This window comes from Flavobacterium sp. KACC 22758 (genome assembly GCF_028736135.1).
GTDB classification, from domain to species: Bacteria; Bacteroidota; Bacteroidia; order Flavobacteriales; family Flavobacteriaceae; genus Flavobacterium; species Flavobacterium johnsoniae.
This window is the reverse complement of record NZ_CP117878.1, coordinates 1,439,471-1,462,820: the sequence shown is the minus strand read 5'-3', so window position 1 is coordinate 1,462,820 and position 23,350 is coordinate 1,439,471. Positions and strand designations below refer to the sequence as shown.

General features: G+C 34.2%; 21 protein-coding genes. 16 read left to right on the top strand and 5 right to left on the bottom strand.

The features are described from left to right. Positions 1–5: 5 nt before the first annotated feature. The 10 genes from PQ462_RS06225 (at position 6) to PQ462_RS06180 (ending at position 11,648) form a co-directional block, all read left to right on the top strand. Positions 6–1,337, top strand: a complete 1,332-nt coding sequence (locus tag PQ462_RS06225; protein WP_044047690.1) for a DUF58 domain-containing protein — start codon at positions 6–8, stop codon at positions 1,335–1,337. A gap of 48 nt (positions 1,338–1,385) precedes the next feature. Beyond that, positions 1,386–2,753: a S41 family peptidase gene (locus PQ462_RS06220; RefSeq protein WP_274252764.1), complete on the top strand. Its 1,368-nt coding sequence runs from the start codon at positions 1,386–1,388 to the stop codon at positions 2,751–2,753. A gap of 126 nt (positions 2,754–2,879) precedes the next feature. Then, positions 2,880–3,965 carry an alkaline phosphatase family protein gene (locus PQ462_RS06215; RefSeq protein ID WP_274252763.1) on the top strand — a complete coding sequence of 362 codons (1,086 nt, stop codon included), beginning with the start codon at positions 2,880–2,882 and terminating at the stop codon, positions 3,963–3,965. Positions 3,966–4,135: 170 nt separating this feature from the next. After that, a complete protein-coding gene (locus PQ462_RS06210) occupies positions 4,136–4,924 on the top strand; it encodes a TrmH family RNA methyltransferase (protein WP_274252762.1) in 789 nt (262 codons plus the stop codon). Positions 4,925–5,170: 246 nt separating this feature from the next. Beyond that, positions 5,171–7,393, top strand: coding sequence for a RelA/SpoT family protein (locus PQ462_RS06205; protein ID WP_012024290.1), 2,223 nt, complete (start codon positions 5,171–5,173; stop codon positions 7,391–7,393). An 88-nt stretch (positions 7,394–7,481) separates the two neighbouring features. Next, positions 7,482–7,940 (top strand): Fur family transcriptional regulator, encoded by a 459-nt coding sequence (locus PQ462_RS06200; RefSeq protein WP_012024289.1) that lies wholly within the window; start codon positions 7,482–7,484, stop codon positions 7,938–7,940. A gap of 96 nt (positions 7,941–8,036) precedes the next feature. Continuing rightward, positions 8,037–9,308, top strand: a complete 1,272-nt coding sequence (locus PQ462_RS06195) for an adenylosuccinate synthase (RefSeq protein ID WP_274252761.1) — start codon at positions 8,037–8,039, stop codon at positions 9,306–9,308. A 54-nt stretch (positions 9,309–9,362) separates the two neighbouring features. Further along, entirely contained in the window at positions 9,363–9,947 is a 585-nt protein-coding gene (locus tag PQ462_RS06190; RefSeq protein WP_274252760.1) for an NUDIX domain-containing protein, read from the top strand. Between the two features lie 218 nt (positions 9,948–10,165). Continuing rightward, positions 10,166–11,062: a L,D-transpeptidase gene (locus PQ462_RS06185; RefSeq protein WP_274252759.1), complete on the top strand. Its 897-nt coding sequence runs from the start codon at positions 10,166–10,168 to the stop codon at positions 11,060–11,062. Between the two features lie 82 nt (positions 11,063–11,144). Next, on the top strand, positions 11,145–11,648 hold the full coding sequence (locus PQ462_RS06180) for a hypothetical protein (RefSeq protein ID WP_012024285.1): 504 nt from the start codon (positions 11,145–11,147) through the stop codon (positions 11,646–11,648). A 61-nt stretch (positions 11,649–11,709) separates the two neighbouring features. On the opposite strand, the gene guaB is transcribed toward PQ462_RS06180, so the two are convergent. From guaB to PQ462_RS06160, 4 genes are all read right to left on the bottom strand, one after another. Continuing rightward, positions 11,710–13,182, bottom strand: a complete 1,473-nt coding sequence (gene guaB / locus PQ462_RS06175) for an IMP dehydrogenase (RefSeq protein ID WP_012024284.1) — start codon at positions 13,180–13,182, stop codon at positions 11,710–11,712. A gap of 207 nt (positions 13,183–13,389) precedes the next feature. Then, complete coding sequence (locus tag PQ462_RS06170) at positions 13,390–14,790, bottom strand: DUF5723 family protein (protein WP_274252758.1); 1,401 nt, start codon at positions 14,788–14,790, stop codon at positions 13,390–13,392. After that, positions 14,787–15,332: a hypothetical protein gene (locus PQ462_RS06165; protein ID WP_274252757.1), complete on the bottom strand. Its 546-nt coding sequence runs from the start codon at positions 15,330–15,332 to the stop codon at positions 14,787–14,789. The genes PQ462_RS06170 and PQ462_RS06165 overlap by 4 nt, the downstream gene beginning before the upstream one ends. Positions 15,333–15,543: 211 nt before the next feature. Further along, positions 15,544–16,410 (bottom strand): hydroxymethylglutaryl-CoA lyase, encoded by an 867-nt coding sequence (locus PQ462_RS06160; RefSeq protein WP_012024280.1) that lies wholly within the window; start codon positions 16,408–16,410, stop codon positions 15,544–15,546. A 211-nt stretch (positions 16,411–16,621) separates the two neighbouring features. On the opposite strand from PQ462_RS06160, the gene PQ462_RS06155 reads away from it, so the two are divergent. Together PQ462_RS06155 and PQ462_RS06150 are read left to right on the top strand one after the other, a co-directional pair. Then, positions 16,622–17,236 (top strand): hypothetical protein, encoded by a 615-nt coding sequence (locus PQ462_RS06155; RefSeq protein ID WP_274252756.1) that lies wholly within the window; start codon positions 16,622–16,624, stop codon positions 17,234–17,236. Further along, positions 17,233–17,949 (top strand): DUF3307 domain-containing protein, encoded by a 717-nt coding sequence (locus PQ462_RS06150; protein ID WP_274252755.1) that lies wholly within the window; start codon positions 17,233–17,235, stop codon positions 17,947–17,949. Before PQ462_RS06155 ends, PQ462_RS06150 begins: the two co-directional genes overlap by 4 nt. Here PQ462_RS06150 and PQ462_RS06145 read toward each other — a convergent pair. Then, positions 17,935–18,969, bottom strand: coding sequence for a quinone-dependent dihydroorotate dehydrogenase (locus PQ462_RS06145; protein WP_012024277.1), 1,035 nt, complete (start codon positions 18,967–18,969; stop codon positions 17,935–17,937). The genes PQ462_RS06150 and PQ462_RS06145 overlap by 15 nt on opposite strands. A gap of 212 nt (positions 18,970–19,181) precedes the next feature. On the opposite strand from PQ462_RS06145, the gene PQ462_RS06140 reads away from it, so the two are divergent. The 4 genes from PQ462_RS06140 (at position 19,182) to PQ462_RS06125 (ending at position 23,303) form a co-directional block, all read left to right on the top strand. After that, positions 19,182–19,778 carry a hypothetical protein gene (locus PQ462_RS06140; protein WP_274252754.1) on the top strand — a complete coding sequence of 199 codons (597 nt, stop codon included), beginning with the start codon at positions 19,182–19,184 and terminating at the stop codon, positions 19,776–19,778. A gap of 24 nt (positions 19,779–19,802) precedes the next feature. Then, on the top strand, positions 19,803–21,023 hold the full coding sequence (locus tag PQ462_RS06135) for an OprO/OprP family phosphate-selective porin (protein WP_274252753.1): 1,221 nt from the start codon (positions 19,803–19,805) through the stop codon (positions 21,021–21,023). Between the two features lie 68 nt (positions 21,024–21,091). After that, positions 21,092–22,057: a DUF6515 family protein gene (locus tag PQ462_RS06130; protein ID WP_044047685.1), complete on the top strand. Its 966-nt coding sequence runs from the start codon at positions 21,092–21,094 to the stop codon at positions 22,055–22,057. Positions 22,058–22,160: 103 nt separating this feature from the next. Beyond that, entirely contained in the window at positions 22,161–23,303 is a 1,143-nt protein-coding gene (locus PQ462_RS06125; RefSeq protein WP_274252752.1) for a formylglycine-generating enzyme family protein, read from the top strand. The last annotated feature ends 47 nt before the right edge of the window (positions 23,304–23,350 follow it).

Sequence of the window (23,350 nt, the reverse complement as noted above, 5' to 3'; positions counted from 1 at the left end):
AAAACTTGAAATTAATAAAAAGTTTATATCTCAATAATTTCTTTTTCTATTTGCTTTTAGGCATTATAGGATTATTTATCTGTGCTTTTATATTTCCAAATCTGTACAATGCCGTTTGGTTTATTCTTTTAGTTTTATTGACATTTCTGGGACTTGATATTCTAATTTTATATTTCACAAAAACAGGAATTGAAGCAGAACGAATTACTCCCGAAAAACTTTCAAATGGAGATTTAAATCCTATAAATGTTCAAATCAAAAACCATTATACTTTTCCAATTTTGGTTAAGATAATTGATGAAATTCCGTTTCAGTTTCAGGTTCGTGATTTTAAAATTGTAAAAAAAATACAAGCCTCAGACCAAAAAGAATTTGGCTATGATCTTCGTCCCACAGAACGCGGTGAATATCATTTTGGTTATTTAAATATTTATGTTTCATCTCCGTTACGATTAATTTCGAGAAGATTTTCTTTTGCAAAAGATCAAATGGTGCCAGCATATCCGTCTTATATTCAGTTAAGAAAATACGATTTACTGGCATTTTCGAATAATTTATTTCAATACGGAATCAAAAAAATCCGTCGAATTGGACATACAATGGAATTTGAACAGATTAAAGAATATGTTCAGGGCGACGATCTTCGAACTTTAAACTGGAAAGCCACAGCAAAGAAAAATGCTTTAATGGTCAATCAGTTTCAAGACGAAAAATCACAGTCAGTCTATATGGCAATTGATAAAGGACGCGTTATGCAAATGCCTTTTAACGGTTTAAGTTTATTAGATTATGCGATAAACTCAACTTTAGTTTTGTCAAATGTAATTCTGAAAAAACAAGATAAAGCCGGACTTTTCTCTTTTTCTAAAAAAGTAGAAAACAGAGTTTTTGCAGAAAGAAGAGGTTCGCAGATGCAAAAAATTCTGGAGACTTTATACAACGTTAAAACCGACTTTTTTGAAAGTGATTACAGCCGATTGTATGTTGATATTAAGAAAAACATCAACCAAAGAAGTTTAATTATCCTGTACACCAATTTTGAAACCATGGACGGTTTAAATCGTCAATTACCTTATTTAAAAGGAATTGCAAAAAGCCATTTATTGGTCGTGGTCTTTTTTCAGAATACAGAATTAAATGCTATTATCAATAAAAAAACCGATACAATTCAGGAAGTTTATGATAAAGTAATTGCTGAAAAATTCATGTTTGAAAAACGATTAATTGCAAATGAATTAAAGAAATACGGAATCCATTCGGTTTTAACGCAGCCTGAGAATTTAACTTTAGATGCCATCAATAAGTATTTGGAAATTAAATCAAGAGGGATTTTGTAAATCATTTATTCTTCTAAAAATCATCAATCAAAAAAATCTAATACATAAATGAAACAGCTGTTTATTACTGCTTTATTATTGTTTACAACACCTTTTTTTGGACAAATCCCAAATACATTAACACCAAGCGATAAAGTCTACGGACTTTCAAAATTCTGGCAGGAAGTAAATTACAATTTTGTCTATCTCGATAAAGTTGACCGAACAATGTGGGATAATCGATATAAAGAGCTTATTACAATAGTTCAAAACACAAAAAACGATTACGAATATTACCGTGAACTTCAAAAATTCTGTGCTTTATTAAAAGACGGACATACAAATGTTTATTTTCCAAAAAGCATTGAACCTATGACTGCGATGTTTGGAGACTACAAACTTTTCATTAAAAATATTGAAGGCAAAGCCATAATAATCCGAACAAATTACAGCAAAAAAGATGAAATTCCGGTGGGAAGCGAAATCATTGAAGTAAATGGAAAATCAACCCAAAAATTTATTGATGAAAATACTGCTCCATATATCTCTTCTTCTACCGATTATGTTTTAAAAGATTTGAGTATTTCGAATCTATTAAAAGGGCTTGAAGGAGAAACTTTTATAGTTAAAATAAAAAAGCCCAATAAAAAAATTATTGAACTGGCATTAACGCATAAAAAAACAGAAGAAAAGGAAGTCTTCCCTGCAGAAACCGAAAAAAAACTTTTAGATTTTAAATGGGTAAATAAAGAGACAGCTTATATTTCGCTAAATTCATTTAGTGATGAAAAAATTGACAGCTTGTTCGTTACAAAACTTCCTGAATTATATAAAGCTAAATCGTTAATCGTTGATTTACGAAGTAACGGAGGAGGCAGTACCAATGTTGGAAGTGATATATTACAATATCTGACAAACGATACTATTCTTTACGGATCGCGCCAAAAAACCAGAGATCATCTTCCGGCTTACAAAGCATGGGGAAAATACATTGATGCTAAAGACACCATAAACATTCCGTGGAAGAAAAAAGCCTATTTGTGTTATCACGATCAATTTTATTTTGATCTTGAATATAATCCAACTACAATTCAACTAAATGCTAAAAGAATTGTGGTTCCAACAGTAATTTTACTTGGTCATAATACAGCTTCGGCAGCTGAAGATTTCTTGATTTTTGCCGATAATCAAAAACATATGATTAAAATGGGCGAAAAATCATATGGAAGTACAGGACAGCCTTTTTTGTTTGATTTGCCTGGTGGCGGATATGCCAGAGTCTGTACCAAAAAAGATACTTATCCAGACGGAAGGGAATTTGTAGGCTATGGAATAAAACCTGATATAGAAATTGCACCTACTCTAAACGACTATTTAAACAATAGAGACAGCGTACTGGAAGAAGCAGTTAAATATTTAAAAACGCAGAAAAAGTAATTGTCAGCATCTTCTTTTTTCAAAAACTGAAGAATTATAAAAAATGTTTATTTCTTAAAACTGAATAATTAAACATTCTGTTTTTTATAAATATCTTTAATCTTCTAATTTGTAAAACTACAAGGAATGAAAAAATCAATTCTAATTCTATTCATTTTAACCAGCTTTTTATCTTCTGCACAAAAAACAGAAAACATTATCATTATAACTACTGACGGATTTAGATGGCAGGAAGTTTATAAAGGTTTAGACACAGCAATTGCCAACGATAAAAAATTCAATCAGGGAGACAGTACTTACATTTACAAAAAATATTCAGGTCAGGATTTTAAAACATCACGCCAAAAAATTATGCCTTTTTTCTGGTCGGAAATTGCATCAAAAGGACAGATTTACGGTAATCGTGACTTAGGAAACAAAGTGGATGTTGCCAATCCGTATTGGTTCAGCTATCCCGGATACAGCGAAATCATGACCGGAAATGTTGATGTAAACGTAAATTCAAACGGTTACAAAGCCAATCCAAATGTAAATGTTTTGGAATTCTTAAATAAACAGCCAAAACTAAAAGGCAAAACTGCCGCTTTTGGCGCGTGGGATGCTTTTGATCGAATTTTAAATGAAGAAAGAAGCGGATTTCCTGTAATTTCTGCTTTTGACAATGTGGGTGGAAACAAACCAACACAAACACAAAAACTATTAAACGAAATGCGTAATAATTCGTTTAAGCCTTTTCATGAAGATGAATGTCTGGATGTTTTTACGCATTATCAGGCTATGGGTGAATTGAAAACCAAGAAACCAAAAGTTTTATACATCGCTTATGGCGAAACCGACGAATGGGCGCATCATGGCGATTACAGGTCGTATCTGGATGCAGCGAACCAAGTCGATAAATGGATTCAGGAAATCTGGAATTTTGTGCAAAATGATCCGCAGTACAAAAACAAAACAACTTTATTTATAACCGTTGACCACGGTCGAGGCGACAAAATAAAATCGCAATGGAGAGATCACGGAGCTGATATTGAAGGCGCATCACAAATTTGGTTTGCTGCAATGGGGCCGGAAATTGCCCCAAAAGGCGAAATCAAAACAGATTCTCAGTTCTATCAAAAGCAATTCGCTCAAACCATTGCAAAAATCATGGGGTATAATTTCACAACAAATCATCCTGTAGAAACTGAAGTTAAAGAACTTTTTGAAAAATAATTTAGTTTTTTTGTCGTCGCGAATTCACGAATTATTTGGTTTCGAAATCAATATAAAATTCGTGAATTCGTGACAGAAAAAAAACCTTTGCCTCTTTGTCTCTCTGTCTCTTTGCAACTTTTAAAAAAATCTCAGTACCTTAGCGCCTTCGAATCTTAGTCGCTCAAAAAATGAAACAAATCACTTCAGTTCAAAATCCGTTTATAAAATCGCTTGCTTTATTGCAGGAAAAAGCAAAAGCAAGAAAACAAACCGGAACATTTTTAATTGAAGGACAACGCGAAATTTCATTAGCCATAAAAGGCGGTTATGAAATTGAAACCGTTTTGTTTTTACCCGATTTAGTTACCGAAAATCAAATAAACAAATTAGTTGGTTCGTCGGTTCAATTAATCGAAATCAACAAAGAAGTCTATCAAAAACTGGCTTACCGCGATACGACCGAAGGTATTTTGACTGTAGCCAAAACCAAATCATTAAAATTATCCGATTTAAAATTATCTGATAATCCATTAATTTTAGTAGCCGAATCACTAGAAAAACCAGGAAATGTGGGCGCCGTTTTACGTACTGCCGACGCTGCAAATCTTGATGCCGTTTTAATTGCTGACCCAAAAAGTGATTTATACAATCCAAATATTGTGCGTTCCAGCGTTGGCTGTTTGTTTACCAATCAAATTGCAACCGGAACAACCGAAGAAATTATTGCTTTTTTAAAAGAAAAAAAGATCAGTTTTTATTCGGCAACCTTACAAAATTCAACTTCATATCATACTCAAAACTTCACTGCTCCAACAGCTTTAGTTGTGGGTACAGAAGCCACTGGTTTATCTCAGAAATGGCGTGACGAAGCAACGCAGAACATCATTATTCCAATGCAGGGAGAAATCGACAGCATGAACGTTTCTGTCGCAGCCGCTATTTTAATTTTTGAAGCTAAAAGACAAAGAGGGTTTTAGATTTTCTAAAAGTTGCTTTGCTCCTTTTTCAAATTTGTTTCTCTTTACTTATTTGGTGTTTTTTAAACTATTTTAAATTGCAATTGCAATTGAGATTGATTTTTGAGATTGAAATTTACATTTGGGATTTAAAAAATTGGAAATTTATTTCTGAAAAAATCTAAAATTTACCTTCTAAAATCAACACTCCATTCCCTTGTGTATGTTCTAACTAATTCTTATTTTTAGTACTTGAACTATGCCGTTATGACAGAAATTGATATAGAAAAAGAAAACAAAGCTATTGCGCAGGAATACAAGGAATTACTAAGAATTAGTTACCAGACTTTAAGCACGACTGATAAAAAATTAATTCGAAAAGCTTTTGATGTTGCTGTTGATGCTCACAAAGAACAAAGACGCAAATCTGGCGAAGCGTATATCTTTCATCCTATTGCAGTTGCAAAAATTGTAGCCTCAGAAATTGGTCTGGGTGCGACTTCTATTGCCGCAGCGTTACTGCACGATGTTGTTGAAGATACTCCTATTACGGTCGAAGATATCGAGCGTATGTTTAATCCTAAAGTGGCGCAGCTGGTTGAAGGTTTAACCAAAATTTCATTAGTTCAAAAAGATTTAAATGCATCAATGCAGGCGGAAAATTTCCGTAAAATGATCCTGACACTGAATGATGACGTCCGCGTAATTTTAATAAAACTAGCCGATCGTCTTCATAATATGCAGACAATGGATTCGATGGCAGAATACAAGCAGACCAAAATCGCATCGGAAACATTATACATTTATGCTCCCCTTGCCCACCGTCTGGGACTTTACAACATTAAAAGCAAACTTGAAGATTTAGGTTTAAAATATACAGAACCCGCTGTTTATAATGATATTGTAAGCAAAATTAGAGAAACTAAAGAGCAGCAGGATGCGTATATAAACGACATTTCTGAAGTAATCAAAAAATCTCTTGATGCAGAAAACATTGATTATATTATAAAAGGCCGTCCAAAATCAATCTACTCGATTCGTAGAAAAATGCGTGCGCAAAATGTAAGCTTCGATGAAGTTTATGACAAATTTGCACTGCGAATTGTATACAAAGCAGATCCGCATGATGAAAAGTTCATCGCTTGGAAAATTTATTCGATAGTAACTGATCATTACAGACCAAGCCCAAGCCGTTTACGTGACTGGATTTCATCTCCAAAATCAACCGGATACGAAGCGCTTCACATTACGGTTATGGGACCAAAAGGACGCTGGGTTGAAGTTCAGGTTCGAAGCGAGCGTATGGATGAAATTGCCGAAAAAGGTTATGCAGCGCATTACAAATATAAAAATGGTGCAACCGAAGAAAGCGGTCTTGATACCTGGCTGAATTTGCTTCGTGAAGCTCTGGAAAATCCTGAAACCAATGCTGTAGACTTTGTTGAAGATTTTAAAATGAATTTATATTCAAAAGAAATCTTCGTTTTTACGCCAAAAGGAGAAATCAAATCACTGCCAAAAGGCGCAACATCTCTGGATTTTGCTTTCAGCATTCACTCTGAAATTGGAATTAAAACACGAGGAACTCGTGTAAACGGGCGTCTTGTTCCTTTAAATCATGAATTAAAAAGCGGTGATCAGGTTGAAGTTATTACTTCTCCAAACCAAAAACCAACCGTAAACTGGCTGGAATATGTAACGACTTCGAGAGCAAAAAATAAAATTAAAAACGTTCTTAACGAGAACACCAAAAAAATTGGCGAGGAAGGAAAAGAATTACTTACCAGAAAACTGAAACATTTAAAAATTACGCTTAACGAACAAGTAACAAACGAGTTAGTTAACTTTTTCAAATTAAAAACGAGTTTAGATTTATTTTACCGAGTAGGAATTGGCGCAATCGAAAATCAGCAGTTAAAAGATTACGCAGCTCAAAAAAGCAATACGTTTATCAATTTCTTCAAAAATAAAATCAAAAGAAATAAAGATACAACTGCTGCAGAGGATATTCACAAACCAGTTATCAGCAGTAATTACGACATGCTGGTTTTTGGAACAGAGCATGACAAACTCGATTATAAACTTTCGCAATGCTGTAATCCAATTCCGGGTGATGATGTGTTTGGTTTCGTAACGATCAACGAAGGAATTAAAGTGCATAAAAAAGACTGTCCAAATGCTATTGGAATGCAGTCTAACTATGCTTACCGAATTATGAGTGCTAAATGGATCGATTCTTCTCAGGAAGAATTTAAAGCCATTATCAATATTACAGGAATGGATGTTTTAGGACTTACCAATCAATTAACCCGTGTAATTTCAAACAATATGAGCGTTAATATTCAGAGTATTTCTTTGAGTACTGATGCCGGAATTTTTCACGGACAGGTTGCTGTTATTGTTCAAAACAATACCATTTTGAAAAAAATGATCAATGCCATTAAGAAAATTGACGGCGTTGATAAGGTTACAAGAGAGTACAGAACCTAACTTTTTAGGGAAACTATAAGAATTTTGTAACGAAACTTTAAACCCGAAACTTTTATTCATTAAAAATAAAAAATTATCTTTGCCGGATATGACACTTATTTCAACTGACAACACTAAGAATCAAGAAATTGTAAAAAATGTTTTTACATTGTATCTTGAACAAAAAGGGCATCGCAAAACTCCTGAGCGTTATGCTATACTTCAGGAAATTTACGATAGCGAGGAGCATTTTGATATAGAAAACCTATACATCAAAATGAAAAACAAAAACTATCGTGTGAGCAGGGCTACGCTTTACAACACGATCGAGTTATTGTTAGACTGCGCTTTGGTTAGAAAACATCAATTTGGACAAAATCAGGCTTACTACGAAAAATCATATTTTGATAAACAGCATGATCACATCATTATGACTGATTCGGGTGAAGTAATTGAATTTTGCGATCCAAGAATTCAAACCATCAAAAAGACTATCGAAGAAATTTTTGATATTGAAATCACAAATCATTCACTTTATTTCTACGGAAATAAAAAACAAAACTCATAGTCTTTAAACAAAGACTTTTTCAAAAAATTAAAAAAAGAAAATTAACTACATAATCAGTAGGACAACTTAGATTGTCCCAACGCAAATTAAAACAGAATGACCGTAGATTTATTACTAGGATTACAATGGGGAGATGAAGGTAAAGGAAAAATTGTTGACGTTCTTACCTCAAACTATGATATTATTGCACGTTTCCAAGGTGGACCAAATGCAGGACATACATTAGAGTTTGACGGAATTAAGCACGTACTAAGAACTATTCCTTCTGGAATTTTTCACAAAGATTCAGTAAATATCATCGGAAATGGAGTTGTAATTGATCCTGTAGTTTTTCAAAAAGAAATCGAAGGTTTAGAGAAATTCAACCTTGACATTAAAAAGAAATTAATCATTTCAAGAAAAGCACATTTAATTTTACCAACTCACCGTTTGCTTGATGCAGCTTCTGAAGCTTCTAAAGGAAAAGCAAAAATTGGTTCTACCCTTAAAGGAATTGGGCCAACTTATATGGACAAAACAGGCAGAAACGGTTTACGTGTTGGTGATATCGAATTAGAAGATTTTAAAGATCGTTATAGAGCTTTGGCTGACAAGCACGAAGCTATGATTGCTTTTTATGATGTAAACATTCAATACAACTTAGCTGAACTTGAAAAAGAATTCTTTGAAGCTATTGAAGAATTAAAAAAACTAGACTTTATTGACAGTGAAGAATACATGCACCAGGCTCAAAAAGCTGGAAAATCTATTCTTTGCGAAGGAGCTCAGGGATCTTTGCTAGATGTTGATTTTGGAACTTATCCTTTCGTTACTTCATCAAACACAACCGCTGCAGGAGCTTGTACAGGTTTAGGAATTGCTCCTAACAAAATCAAAGAAGTTTACGGAATTTTTAAAGCTTATGTTACTCGTGTAGGAAGCGGACCTTTTCCAACTGAACTTTTTGATGAAGTTGGCGCTACTATGGCAAGAATTGGTAACGAATTTGGTTCTGTAACAGGGAGACAAAGACGCTGCGGATGGTTAGACCTTGTTGCGTTAAAATATGCAGTTCAGGTTAACGGAGTTACACAGTTAATGATGATGAAAGGTGATGTACTTTCTGGTTTTGAAACTTTAAAAGTTTGTACCGAGTATAACTACAAAGGACAAAACATTTCTCACTTTCCATACAACATCGAACCAGAAAATGTTACTCCGGTTTACAAAGAATTTAAAGGATGGAAACAAGATTTAACAGGCTTAACAACTTACGATCAACTGCCTGTTGAGCTAAAAGAATATATTGAGTTTATTGAAAAAGAAATCGAAGTGCCAATCAAAATTGTATCGGTTGGACCAGACAGAAAACAAACAATAACAAAATAATACATTTTAAACGCTCTGAAAATCAGGGCGTTTTTTTTTGAAACAATTTTCCAAATGAGAAAAAATCCAGAAATTGAAATAACAGATACCCAATTATTATCAGACAATTGGTATGTATTAAATAAAGTTACTTTTAACTATAAAAAAGAAAATGAAAAAATAGAATCGCATATTCGCGAAGTTTATGACCGCGGAAACGGCGCTGGAATATTACTATACAATACAGCTAAAAAGACCGTTATATTAACCAGACAATTTCGATTACCAACATATCTTAACGGAAACAAAACCGGAATGATGATTGAGGTTTGTGCTGGACTTTTAGACAAAGACAATGCTGAACAAGCCATTATTCGCGAAACCGAAGAAGAAACAGGTTATCGCTTAAAAAAAGTCCAAAAAGTTATTGAAACCTATATGTCTCCAGGATCTGTAACAGAGATTTTATATCTGTTTATGGGAGAATATGATGAAAGCATGAAAGTAAGTTCCGGAGGCGGACTTGACGCTGAACAGGAAAACATCGAGGTTCTGGAATATACTTTTGATGAAGCTTATGCCATGATCGAATCTGGCGAGATTACTGATGCTAAAACTATTTTGTTATTGCAGCATGCTAAAATAAAAGGACTTATTTAGATTTTTTGAGTATTTTTAGATTCTAAAATTATGTAAAATACTCAAAAAAAGCTTTGTCAAAATTTTAAACTTAGGCAAAGCTTTTTTTATTATTCCGCATTCATATTTCAAATGAATGCTATAGCTGTAAAATGAAAATCCCGAAAACAATTCTAAGAATTGTGTAAGGCATATTGACTGGTATAGTTATAATTTTATTTTCATAAAAATACGACCTTATGAAAAAGTTATATTATACAGCAAACGTACTACTTATTCTAATGTTAGGATTAATGGTTTCATGTAAAAAAAGCGACACTATAAGCCTTACTGACAATACAGAAAAAGCAAAACCAAAGAAAACAATTGAACATAAGAAACCAGAATCTAGTGTTTCTTACCAATTTACAAATGCAAAAGAATGGCTGAAAACCAATGAAGCCGACAGTACAAAAATGGATATTGTTTACGCAGTAAACAGAACCGATAAAGCAAATCTTAAAAAACTGGATTCGATTGTAATTCCTTCAGATTTTAGCGGAGATCTGGTTTACTATCTTTCATTTCCATTACATGTTACTGCCTTAGAAGATGTTTCTAAAATTATCATTTTCTCCTATCCTACGCAGACTTTTGCTGCTTACGAAAATGGTGAATTGGTTCGTACAGGTCCAACAAATATGGGAAGAAAAAAAGATCCAACCCCAACAGGATTATTTTTTACGAATTGGAAAGCAGAAAAAACAACAAGTACATTCAATGACGAATGGGAATTAAAATGGAATTTTAATATCGAAAATAAACTTGGTGTTGGTTTTCATCAATATGAACTGCCGGGTTATCCAGCTTCGCATTCCTGCTTAAGATTACTAGAAAAAGATGCCAAATATCTATACAAATTTGCCGATGAATGGATTCTAAAAGATAAGGAAAATGTAAAGGTAAAAGGAACTCCGGTTGTTGTTTTTGGAAGTTATGATTTTGACGGTCCAAAACCGTGGCTGCAACTGGCATCTGACCCAAAAGCTTTGAGTATTTCTGAAAATGAAATCGAAAATGAAGTAAAACCATTTATTCAGAAGATTTTGGAAAATCAAAAACTTAGAGAAACAGAACAACAGACTGCTGCGCTCTAAAATAAGACGTTTCTTTTGAAACAAATTTAGTTTTATTTACTATTTTAGTTTGCAAATATAAACTGTCAATCTTTAATATTAAATGTCGAAAAAAATATTCCTATTGTTTTTACTATCAGGTTATTTCGCCGCAGCGCAAACTAAAAATAACCCTAAATTAGAAACTTATACCAGCCGAAAAGAGATTTATGAAATAAAATACAATCCCCAACATTGGACAAAAAGTCCTCAAACAGAAACCTGGGATGTTGAGTTTCGAGATAAATACAATTTAATAAGTGCTTATTTTATTGAATATGATCATTTTATACCTGATAAAAAACTAAAAAGCACCATTGAAGAACAATACAAAGAATTTGGGGAAATTAAAAACCTAAAAATTTACAAGAAAAAAGTAAATAGTATTGAAGTAAATTACTTTGAGTGTGAGTTAGATTACAATGATTATTTATATAAATATCAAGGCTTTATCTACAGTGGAAAAGGCGGTTCTATACAATTGCAGTATGGCGCTCAAGCCGAAGCCATTGAAAGAAATCAAAAGCTTATTGATGAATTGAATAATGGAATTTCAATTATCAATTAAAACAAAAAAGGCATAAGAAACTAAATCTTATGCCTTTTTTGATATTTGAAAAAACTAAAAATTATCTAGAATAATTTGGAGCTTCTTTTGTAATAGTTACGTTATGCGGGTGACTTTCAGTGATTCCGCTTGACGTGATTCTAACAAAACGTCCTGTTTCCTGTAAAGTAGGAATATCTTTTGAACCACAGTACCCCATACCTGCACGAAGACCTCCAATAAACTGAAGCATGCTTTCGTTTAATTCTCCTTTGTAAGGAACACGTCCAACGATTCCTTCTGGAACTAATTTTTTAACGTCGTCTTCAACATCTTGGAAATAACGGTCTTTTGAACCTGTCTGCATTGCCTCAACAGATCCCATTCCACGGTATGATTTGAATTTTCTTCCTTCAAAAATAATAGTTTCACCTGGAGATTCTTTTGTTCCTGCTAATAATGAACCTAACATTACACAGTCAGCACCAGCAGCGATTGCTTTAGGAATATCTCCTGTATAACGAATTCCACCATCTGCAATGACCGGAACTCCAGTTCCTTTAATTGCTGCTGCAACTTCTAAAACTGCTGAAAATTGAGGAAAACCAACACCTGCAACGATACGTGTAGTACAAATTGAACCAGGTCCAATTCCAACTTTTACACCATCAGCACCGCTTTCTACTAAATATTTAGCAGCTTCCGGAGTTGCAATGTTTCCAACAATTACATCTATTTGAGGGAATTTTGATTTTACTTCTTTTAATACATTAACTACACCTTCAGTATGTCCGTGAGCTGTATCAATAATGATAGCATCTACTCCGGCAGCAACTAAAGCTTCAGCTCTTTGAACTGCATCTCCTGTAACGCCAATAGCAGCGGCAACTCTTAAACGACCAAATGAATCTTTGTTAGCGATTGGTTTTTGAGTCAGTTTTGTAATGTCTCTAAATGTAATTAAACCAACTAATTCGTTTTGAGCATTTACAACTGGTAATTTTTCAATTTTATGACCTTGTAAAACTACTTCAGCCTGCTCTAATGAAGTTCCTTCGGCAACAGTAACTAAATTTGAGCTTGTCATTACCTCAGCGATTGGTCTTGCTCCGTTTTTTTCGAAACGCAAGTCACGATTGGTAACAATTCCTTTAAGGATTTTGTTTTCATCAACAATTGGAATACCGCCAATTCCGAATTCTTTCATAGCGTTTTTAGCATCGGCAATAGTTGAATTTGTTGGTAATGTTACCGGATCGATAATCATTCCTGCTTCAGCACGCTTCACTTTTCTAACTTTCGCAGCTTGCTGCTCGATCGTCATGTTTTTATGTAAAACTCCAATTCCGCCTTCTTGTGCCATAGCAATTGCCATTGCACTTTCGGTCACTGTATCCATAGCAGCAGATACAATTGGAACGTTTAATGTTATGTTTCTTGAGAATTTTGATTTGATACTCACTTCGCGGGGAAGCACATTCGAGTAGTTAGGTACTAATAATACATCGTCGTAAGTTAAACCTTCGCCGATAATCTTGGAGTTGTGTGCTATCATGGTGCAATTTCTAGTTGAATTGCGTGCAAATATAGTGAATAAATTGCTAACTTGAATACTAACTTATTCATAAATTTAACTTTACAGGAAAATACTTATGATTTTAGATTTGAAAAACTAAATTTCAAATTCCAAAAGAAAAACGAAAAATCGCGTCTTTTTTTTTTGGAATTTGAGAACTAGGCTTCCAATGCAAAAATTGGAATTTTATTTTTTAGAATCCTGGATAATAAAGTTGAAACCAAATTGAAAGGCAATACTGTTTGCTTTTGAAACATCTGTATATTCGAAAATATTATCTGCTAAAGCATAAATATTAAATTTCCCAATAGTTCCTGAAACTCCTAAGCCAACGTTTGTTTTAGAATACGGATCGATTGTATAAGTGGCTTTTACATCTAGTTTTTCTAAAATACTTCTTTTGTAAAAAGCTGTCAAAGCCAGATAAGGATCATTTGTAGGCATTGTCATTACAAACAATTGTGCTCCCGCTGTATTTAAATACCTTCTTTGATCCGGAACTTTGCAATTACACTCGCCGTCATATCTTGATTCACCAAAAGAATACTGAATAGAAGAATTAAACTTCACCGGACGCCATGTGGTGTATTTATCGTACAGTTTCTCCTCTGGTATAGCTTCTTTAAAATCGTCAAAAATATCTTTTGGTTCATTTACAGCGTTAAAAATTGGATTTACTCCATCGTACTGATACATTCCCTTATATCGTCTGGTTTCTACATCTTTTGATTGTCTTATAAATCCAACATCTAATATACTGGCTGTAAACTGCAGATTGTCTTTAAAATAATAGGTCAATCCGGCATCAAACCCTAAACCAAGACTTCCGTTAAAAAAAGTATTATGTGCTATATCGCTTGGAATACTCCCTTCGTATTCGTCTTTTCTAAATTTTGCAATTCCGGCCGTTTTAAGCTCTAAGTTAGAATCAATTATCTGCGTATACATGTTGGTTCCAGTGCCTTCACCTGTATATATGTATCCTGAATTTTTGGTTGAAGTAGCATTGGCACCGCTTGAATAAATTTTAGCACGTCCTCCTAAAACAAGTTTCTCATTAAGTTTTTTATGAAATCCAACATGAAAAACGGAAAGCACCTCTGCACGAACATTTAAATCGCCCAAATTGAATGATTTTCCAATATAATCACGGTTTCCGTCTACTGCCAAAATAGCGAGATCTTTTGGAAAATACATTAAAAAATCAAATTCCTGATATACTCCAAATGAAATATAAGACTGGCTCTCCCTGCCTCCTATTCTAAATCCGCCCGAAAAAATTTCTAACTGCTGGTTGACTTGTGTTTTATCATTTGATGCTGATTTATTGATAATATTTCGGACTTTATCATTAAAATCTACACCATTATTGGCAAACAAATCATAAGCTGAAAAACTGCTTGAACCTGTATTTACAGAAACTCCGGACAAAAGCGGAACACCAAAATAATATTTATAAGAAACATCGGCACCCGGATTTACAAGTGACGACTGCGGAATTGACGTAAAGTTGTACAGAATTTGTTTGTTTTGAGCAAAACAAGAAAACTGCACTATTAGTACTAAAATTAAAAGTGCTTTTCTCATTCGATTCTCATATAAGCGGTTGCACCTGATTTTAATTTCAAATTACCTGATATGTCACCAGTTCCGGGTTCAACTGTTATAACAAAACCTACTTTTACGGTTTGCTTCAACATAGCCAGCCTGTCGCCTTCAAAAACTTCGGTTGGATATTTTATAATATTTACAGTGCCGTTGTACTGCGGAACATTCAGGGTAATAGTTTCTTTTGGCTGATCGTTTGCATCAATAAACGTTATTTCAACCTTAAACGCTCTGTTAAAAGTATTTTCAATTTCGAAATTGAGTTCAGCCTTGATCAGATCATCATTTAAAAACTTATTTTTAAAAACATCAAAATCTTCAACATCAGGAGGCAGGACATGTCCGGTTCCATCATCTTCAATCTGATCTGCTGCAACATTAAAATGCGCCACATTGGCCACAAATACAGGCTCTATTTTAAAATCATTAACCTGATCAAAATTTAAATCACTGGAACAAGACAGAAAAAGAACTGCAATACAAAATATTACTGAGATTCTTTGTATGAGATTTCGTTTCATTTTAATTTTATTAGAATACATAAAAACGCATTTTATTGTCAGATATTACTTATTTTAATAAAATATTTTTAATGAAACTTTTAAGACTTATTTTGAAACTTTAAAAGTTCATTATTTTATACTGATTGACATTTCAATTATCAGGATTAACTTCCTCAAATTCCAGCCATAATTTAAAACCTTTCATAACATTTAGTTGTCAGCATTATTTTTAATGAAACTTCCCAAATAATTTAGATGCTTCATTATAAGCACTTTCAAAACTTAAAGAATTAAGTCCTGTTATTTTTTTATTCGCAGTAAAATAAGAAACCAATTTTTCAGTCGGCATATTTCCTGTTAGTTTGTCTGTCGCCATAGGACAGCCTCCAAACCCCTGAATTGCGCCGTCAAAACGGGTACATCCGGCTTTTGATGCAGCATCGATTTTTTCAAACCAGCTGTCAGGCGTTGTATGCAGATGCGCACCAAACTCGATTTCGGGATATTTCGGAATCAAATTCGAAAATAAATACGTAATAACATCTGGAGTTGAACTTCCAACTGTATCTGAAAGCGATAAAATTTTCACGCCCATTCCTGCCAGTTTCTCAGTCCATTCTGCCACAATTTCAACATTCCACGGGTCACCATACGGATTCCCGAAACCCATTGAAAGATAGGTTACAACTTCTTTATTTTTTTTATCGGCGATTTCCAGAATTTCTTCAAGAGTAATTAAAGATTCGGCGATCGTTTTATGTGTATTACGCATCTGAAAATTTTCAGATATCGAAAAAGGAAACCCTAAATATTGAATGGCATCATATCCTGAAGCCAGAGCTGCACCTTGTGTATTGGCAATTATCGAAAGAAGCTTACTGCTTGTTTGAGATAAATCTAATTCTGCAAGAACCTCAGCCGTATCCTGCATCTGCGGAATTGCTTTTGGAGATACAAAACTCCCAAAATCGATCGTGTCAAAACCTACACGAAGCAATGCTTGTATGTAAGTTACTTTATTTTTGGTTGGAATAAAAGTTTTGATACCCTGCATGGCATCTCTTGGACATTCTATAATCTTGATCTCTTTATTCAAAGCTTATTCTTTAGTACATGCTAAGTTAGTTCCTTTTTTAAAGATAAAAAAGATAATTTTTTCTTATCAAAATTATTACACAATATTGTAATATTTAATTTTATTACACAAAAAAGTAATAATTAATAATATTACCAAAAAATGTAATATTTAAAAACATTCCTTATATTTGTAATAGAAATTGTATACTATTTTACTTATATTTGAAGTTATGACTAGTGTAATTACAGGCGATATAATCGATTCGAGAAAAAACGAATCACAACATTGGGTAGAAGATTTAAAAAAAATCTTATCTCCAATTGGCAAAACACCAGCCCAATGGGAAGTTTACAGAGGGGACGAATTTCAAATTGAAATTGAAAATCCTGAAGATGCTTTCTTGACTGCTGTTTTAATTAAAGCACATTTGAGATCCATTAAGTCTGATGCGAGAATGAGTATTGGTTTTGGAAATAAAACGCATTCTGCTGCTAAAATTTCCGAAAGTAACGGAACCGCTTTTATCAATTCTGGAGAACTTTTTGAAACTTTAAAAAAGCAAAAAGTAACTTTAGCGATGCGTACGGGTGATACTGCTTTTGATGAAAAAATGAATTTGATGATTCAGCTGGCTTTGACTTTTATGGACAGCTGGCTTGTACAGTCGGCTGAGTTTGTTGCAAAAGCAATAGAAAATCCAACACTTTCGCAGGAAGAATTGGGGCAGATATTAGGTATTAATCAAGCTGCAGTAAGCAGAAGACAAAAACGAGCTCAGTTTGATTTGGTCATGAATTTAGATCGATATTTTAAAACACAAATAAAACAACTTAAAGCCTCATGATTTTATTCGTAAAACTGTTTTTAGCCCATTTATTAGGCGATTTTATCTGGCAGCCCAATTCCTGGGTAGCCGATAAAGAAATTAAAAAACATAAAAGTATTTACTTATATGTTCACATTTTTCTTCATGGAATCCTGGCCGCAATTTTGGCTGGAGAAATCAGTTTTATTCCTTATGCAGTTTTAATTACTGTTACACACGGCATCATCGATTTAATCAAATTAAATTTTCAGAAAAAGAAAAATAAACGCACCTGGTTCGTTGCAGACCAAATTGCGCATATTCTAATTTTAATTGGAGTTGTGCTTTTATACGAAAATAAAACGGTTCCCAATTTCTGGACGAATAATGAATTCTGGATTTTCTTAACCGGGATTTTACTGCTTACTAAACCAGCATCCATTTTTATCAAAACGATAATTTCGATCTGGGCTCCTGAAAGTAAAATCGACAATCAGGACAATTCATTAATTGCGGCCGGAAATTATATTGGTATTCTGGAACGTTTATTTGTTTTCGGATTTATCCTGACTAATCATTTTGAGGCAATCGGATTTCTTTTAGCTGCCAAATCTATTTTTAGGTTTGGAGATTTAAAAGAAGCCAAAGACCGAAAACTAACCGAATATGTTTTAATTGGTACTTTAATTAGTTTTGGAACCGCAATTCTCGCCGGGTTAATCGTTCAGGCACTTCTTTTACAACTGCCCTAAAACTTTTTTGTTGATTGCTTTTATCAACGCTGGCCCTTCGTAAATAAATCCTGTGTACAACTGTACTAAACTTGCTCCTGCATTTAGTTTTTCAATCGCATCGTCGGCAGAATGAATTCCTCCCACTCCAATAATTGGGAATGCTTTGTTGCTTTTTTCCGAAAGAAAACGAATTACTTCTGTAGAGCGTTTTGTTAATGGTTTTCCAGATAAACCTCCCGTTTCAGATTGATTTGAAGATTGTAAACCTTCTCTCGAAATTGTAGTATTGGTTGCAATTACACCTGCAATCTGTGTTGTTTTTACAATATCGATAATATCTAACAATTGCTCATCTGTAAGATCTGGAGCAATTTTTAGAAGAATTGGTTTTACTTTTTGAGTACTTGTTTTTTGTTTTTCAACATTTCTGTTCTGCAAAGTCTGCAATAAAGCCGTTAGAGGTTCTTTATCCTGTAATGCTCTTAAATTTGGAGTATTTGGCGAACTTACATTCACAACAAAATAATCAACATGATTGTATAAAGCGTCAAAACAAATGATGTAATCTTTAACAGCATCTTCGTTGTCGGTCACTTTATTCTTTCCTATATTTCCTCCAATTAAAACTCCCGAATTTTTCTTCAAACGTTCTACCGCTTCGAGAACTCCGCCGTTATTAAACCCCATTCGGTTAATAATCGCCTGATCTTCTTTTAAACGAAACAAACGTTTTTTAGGATTTCCTTCCTGTCCAACCGGAGTTACGGTTCCAATTTCTATAAAACCGAAACCAAAATCTGAAAGCTCTTTATACAGTTTAGCATCTTTATCAAATCCTGCTGCAAGTCCAACCGGATTTTTAAATTTAATGCCAAAAACTTCTCTTTCTAAACGGCTGTCTTTTACTTCATAAATTGATCTTATAATCGACGAAACTCCAGGGATTTTTGAAATGAATTTTACAAATGAAAAAGTAAAGTAATGCACTTCTTCAGGATCAAACCAAAAAAGTATCGGACGAATTATCAATTTATACATAAGAGTTGTGTTGTTGTTATTTTGGCTGCAAATTTAAATATTATAGTTTAAAAAGGTGCTTTTTTAGAAAAAACAAATAAATAAGAGGTTGCAAGTTATAAAATGAAACAACTTCAAGGCTCTCATTCTCCTTCTCTGGTTTTTTTATTATTTAATTTTGAAGCAATTACAAAAAATATTGCTGCAATTTTTTAATTCAAAAATTAGAAATTATGCAAAATGAAAGGAAAGCAGACACCCGAATTCATCTAAGAAAAACAGCTTTTCTGGTAATAATATTTTGTTTAGCCGGTTATACCAAAATTTCAGCTCAGGAAAGTGTAGAAAAAAACTTTAGTCCGCATCATCAAATAGGCATTTCAATAAATCATGTTCATGTTTTTGAAGGCAGAGATGATGAAGGAAATCGTGAAGTATTAAGCCTGCCAGCATGGGGAATTGATTATACGTTTCAGTTTCATGAAAAATGGGCTGTTGGACTTCATACTGATTTTGTAATCGAAAAATTTAAAGTTGAGAAAGTTTATGCAAATGATGAAGATAAAGAAACTGTAGAACGCAGCTACCCTGTTGCCCCTGCTTTAATGGGAATTTATAAACCTAATGAACATTGGAGTTTTCTTTTAGGTTTTGGAGGCGAATTTGCAAAAGAAGACAATTTTTTCCTGACGAGAGCGGGCATAGAATACGGTTATGAACTTCCTAAAAACTGGGAGATTTTTGGAACATTCAGCTATGATCTAAAATGGAATGCTTATGACAGCTGGGGAATTGGATTAGGAATTGCAAAAAACTTTGGAGGAAAATAAATTTTATACAACCCTATTGAACTTATGTACAACGCAGAAAAAACAAATCGTATTTCGAAAAATCTGGTTTTAGTTTTTATTTTATTAATTGGTTTTAGAGGATGGTCTCAGCAGGAAAAAGACACAACTAAACTCATGAATGTTCGATATGGCAGTAAAGGAATCGAATTGCAGACCAAAGACAATAAATTTCTTTTTCAATTGCAAAGCCGATTACAATTTCGTTTTTCTACTCCTTATGATACAGACCCTTTAACTTATGACGATTACAGTCAGGATGCCAAAACTACTTTTAAAATAAATCGAGCCAGACTAAAAGTTGGCGGTCATGCATTTGAACCCTGGCTTAAATATTATTGGGAATACGAATTAAGTCAGTCCAATTTGCTTGATTTTAGAATAATGATTGAAAAATGGGATTGGCTGAGCTTTAAAGTCGGGCAATGGAAAACAGAATTTACGCGCGAACGTTTTATAAGCAGCGGTGAACAACAAATGGTAGAACGATCTCTTATTAACCGCCCTTTTACAGTTGATAGAGAATTAGGAGTTGAAGTTTACGGTCATTTAAAAGGAACAGGAATTGCCGATTTTAATTATTGGTTTGCAGCATTAACCGGAACAGGACGAGGCAGTACTTCTAATGACGATAATCATCTTATGTATTTTGGAAGAGCACAATGGAATTTCTTAGGCAGGTTTCTGGATTTTGAAGGCTGTGATTTAGAATTTCACGAAAAACCCACTCCTATTATTGCCTTTTCTGCCATAACTAACCGAAGCCCGTATACTCGTTTTTCGCAAGCTGGCGGTGGTTCTCTCGACGGATTTGAAAATGGTTTGCCAGGGCAGTACAGAGTGAATCAATGGAATGTAGAAACCGCTTTTATGTATCGTGGTTTTTCCTGGCAGAGCGAATGGCATACCAAAGAAATTATCGATAAATACAATAATAATGATATGACTGTTATGAAAGGCTACTACGTTCAGGCAGGGTATTTTTTTCATAATGTTTTTGAATGGTGGCCCAAACATTTGGAAATGGCAGCGAGACACGCCGCATACAGACCTGATTATTCCATAAGGCAAAATAGACAAGACGAATCTACATTGGCTTTTAACTGGTTCTTTAAAGGACATAAAAATAAATTGACTTCGGAGTTTAGCTATTTCAGTTTTCAGGACAAGACACTTCCTTTAGAGCAAGGCTGGCGATTTAGAATACAATGGGATATTTCATTATAAAATTCTTACTTCTTTTTCAAATACAAATTCATTTTTTTAATAACTTTATACGACATAAAACACTGAAAATGAAAAATATAAGCAAAACAATAAAAAAAGCAGCAATTGTTTGTCTGTCCGGATCGTTTTTTTTGATTTCTATTGACAGCCTTGCACAACGTCGTGTTGGAGGCGGCGGAGGCGGTGTTCACAGACCTAGTGGCGGCGCTCACACAAGACCAGCAGCAACAAGGCCGGCTAATCAATCACGGCCGGCAACAAGACCTGCAGCGACAAGACCAGGATCTAACGGATCTGGAACAAAAGTTACAAGGCCCGCTAATGCATCAAACACAAAAATTAATAACAGAAACAATTCAGGTAACCGAAATTCTGACAACATTAGAAACTCTGGCAACCGAAATACCAACATAAGCGGCAACACAGTTAACAGAAACAGAAACAATGTAAATATTAACGTTAATAACAGTGTTCATGTTCGTAACAATCGTAACACAATTGTGAGACCAGGACCTAGACCTTATGCACGTCCGCCTTATGTATACGGAGGTTACAGATACAATTGTTATCATCCATATTTCCCACGTCCTTACGTTCCTTTTTATTGGGGTCCCGTTTGGCATCCGTGGGGCTTCTTTGTAGCCACATTAGCAGTCACAGCCATTGTGGTTAGTGTAGAAAGCACGCAGTATCATTATGATCAGGGAGTTTGGTACACCTCGACAAACGGAGGTTATACAGCTGTTCCCGCACCTGTTGGCGGTACAGTAAATAATATTCCAAGCGGTGCTGAAACGGTCAATACAGGAACCGTTAATAACTATTACTACGGAGGAACGTATTATGAAAAAGATGGAGAAAAATATACAGTAGTAGCACCAACAGCCGGAACTATAGTTGAAAACCTGCCAGAAGGAGGTGAAGAAGTTACTATTGGTGATGCTAAATATGTAAAATTTGGAGAAACCTATTATCAACCCGTAAAAATTGATGGGAAAGATAAATATGAAGTAGTTCAAGTTGAAAAAGAATAGATTAATTTTATTAATTCTATAAAATTACTATACTATTAAAAGTTATTTTTATAATTTTACCCATCTATTTGACAACCATACCATCAGACCAAAACTATTAACCATGAAAAATAAAACCTTTTGGATTTTCGCATTTCTGACCATCTTTATAATTTCCATTACTTATGGTGTAACTAAATTAATTTCACCTAAAGAAAAAGTAAAAGAAACAGCTTTAGAATGTCACGAAACACCAAATACTTCAGAACCATCGGCATTTAAACCTACCATCGAAAACAAAAATAAACCTTCAGGCAAAGCTCCGGAAGGCATGGTTTGGATTCCCGGAGGAGAATTCTCTATGGGAAGTAATGTTGAAGATGAAAGTTTATGCAGTATAAAAGGGGTTACAAAAGACGCTGCTCCTATTCATCGTGTTTATGTTGACGGATATTATATGGACAAAACTGAAGTTACAAATGAAGAATTTGAAAAATTTGTAAAAGCGACTGGTTATGTTACTGTAGCTGAACAGAAACCAACTAAAGAAGAGTTTCCTACAGCTAATGAAGAAGATTTAATTACAGGTTCAGTGGTTTTTACTCCCACTCCTTCAGCAGTTAATTTAAATAATTTTCTGCAGTGGTGGCGTTACGAACCGGGCGCAGACTGGAAACATCCGGAAGGTCCGCAGAGCAATATTAAAGGAAAGGAAAAATACCCAGTCGTACATGTTGTATACGAAGATGCTGCTGCTTATGCTAAATGGGCAGGAAAAAGACTTCCAACCGAAGCAGAATGGGAATTTGCCGCACGCGGCGGCAAAACAGGAAACTTATATGCATGGGGAAATGATTTAAAACCAAAGGGAAAATTTCAGGCCAATATTTATCAAGGTCATTTTCCAATAAAAGATGGTGATACCGGCGAAGATGGTTTTAAAGGAATAGCTCCAACCGCGCAATTTGCACCAAATGCGTATGGCTTGTACGATATGGCCGGAAATGTATGGGAATGGGTGAATGACTGGTACAGTGTAGATTATTACAAATCATTAGCAGAAAGCGGTAAAACAGTCAAAAATCCGCAGGGGCCAAATGCCTACTATGATCCTAATGACCCAACCGAAATAAAACGTGTGCATCGCGGCGGTTCTTTTTTATGTACTGACCAATACTGTACACGCTATATGGTTGGAACCAGAGGAAAAGGAGAAATCAGATCTGCCGCTAACCATGTTGGTTTTAGATGTGTAAAAAGTATTTAAACTATAAAAAACAGTACGATAAAAGGATTCTAAACAGAATCCTTTTT

Coding starts and splice junctions, on each gene's coding strand:
- PQ462_RS06220 (WP_274252764.1), top strand. CDS start 1,386: ATGAAACAGCTGTTTATTACTGCTTTATTATTGTTTACAACACCTTTT.
- PQ462_RS06215 (WP_274252763.1), top strand. CDS start 2,880: ATGAAAAAATCAATTCTAATTCTATTCATTTTAACCAGCTTTTTATCT.
- PQ462_RS06210 (WP_274252762.1), top strand. CDS start 4,136: ATGAAACAAATCACTTCAGTTCAAAATCCGTTTATAAAATCGCTTGCT.
- PQ462_RS06205 (WP_012024290.1), top strand. CDS start 5,171: ATGACAGAAATTGATATAGAAAAAGAAAACAAAGCTATTGCGCAGGAA.
- PQ462_RS06200 (WP_012024289.1), top strand. CDS start 7,482: ATGACACTTATTTCAACTGACAACACTAAGAATCAAGAAATTGTAAAA.
- PQ462_RS06195 (WP_274252761.1), top strand. CDS start 8,037: ATGACCGTAGATTTATTACTAGGATTACAATGGGGAGATGAAGGTAAA.
- PQ462_RS06190 (WP_274252760.1), top strand. CDS start 9,363: ATGAGAAAAAATCCAGAAATTGAAATAACAGATACCCAATTATTATCA.
- PQ462_RS06185 (WP_274252759.1), top strand. CDS start 10,166: ATGAAAAAGTTATATTATACAGCAAACGTACTACTTATTCTAATGTTA.
- PQ462_RS06180 (WP_012024285.1), top strand. CDS start 11,145: ATGTCGAAAAAAATATTCCTATTGTTTTTACTATCAGGTTATTTCGCC.
- guaB (WP_012024284.1), bottom strand. CDS start 13,182: ATGATAGCACACAACTCCAAGATTATCGGCGAAGGTTTAACTTACGAC.
- PQ462_RS06170 (WP_274252758.1), bottom strand. CDS start 14,790: ATGAGAAAAGCACTTTTAATTTTAGTACTAATAGTGCAGTTTTCTTGT.
- PQ462_RS06165 (WP_274252757.1), bottom strand. CDS start 15,332: ATGAAACGAAATCTCATACAAAGAATCTCAGTAATATTTTGTATTGCA.
- PQ462_RS06155 (WP_274252756.1), top strand. CDS start 16,622: ATGACTAGTGTAATTACAGGCGATATAATCGATTCGAGAAAAAACGAA.
- PQ462_RS06150 (WP_274252755.1), top strand. CDS start 17,233: ATGATTTTATTCGTAAAACTGTTTTTAGCCCATTTATTAGGCGATTTT.
- PQ462_RS06145 (WP_012024277.1), bottom strand. CDS start 18,969: ATGTATAAATTGATAATTCGTCCGATACTTTTTTGGTTTGATCCTGAA.
- PQ462_RS06140 (WP_274252754.1), top strand. CDS start 19,182: ATGCAAAATGAAAGGAAAGCAGACACCCGAATTCATCTAAGAAAAACA.
- PQ462_RS06135 (WP_274252753.1), top strand. CDS start 19,803: ATGTACAACGCAGAAAAAACAAATCGTATTTCGAAAAATCTGGTTTTA.
- PQ462_RS06130 (WP_044047685.1), top strand. CDS start 21,092: ATGAAAAATATAAGCAAAACAATAAAAAAAGCAGCAATTGTTTGTCTG.
- PQ462_RS06125 (WP_274252752.1), top strand. CDS start 22,161: ATGAAAAATAAAACCTTTTGGATTTTCGCATTTCTGACCATCTTTATA.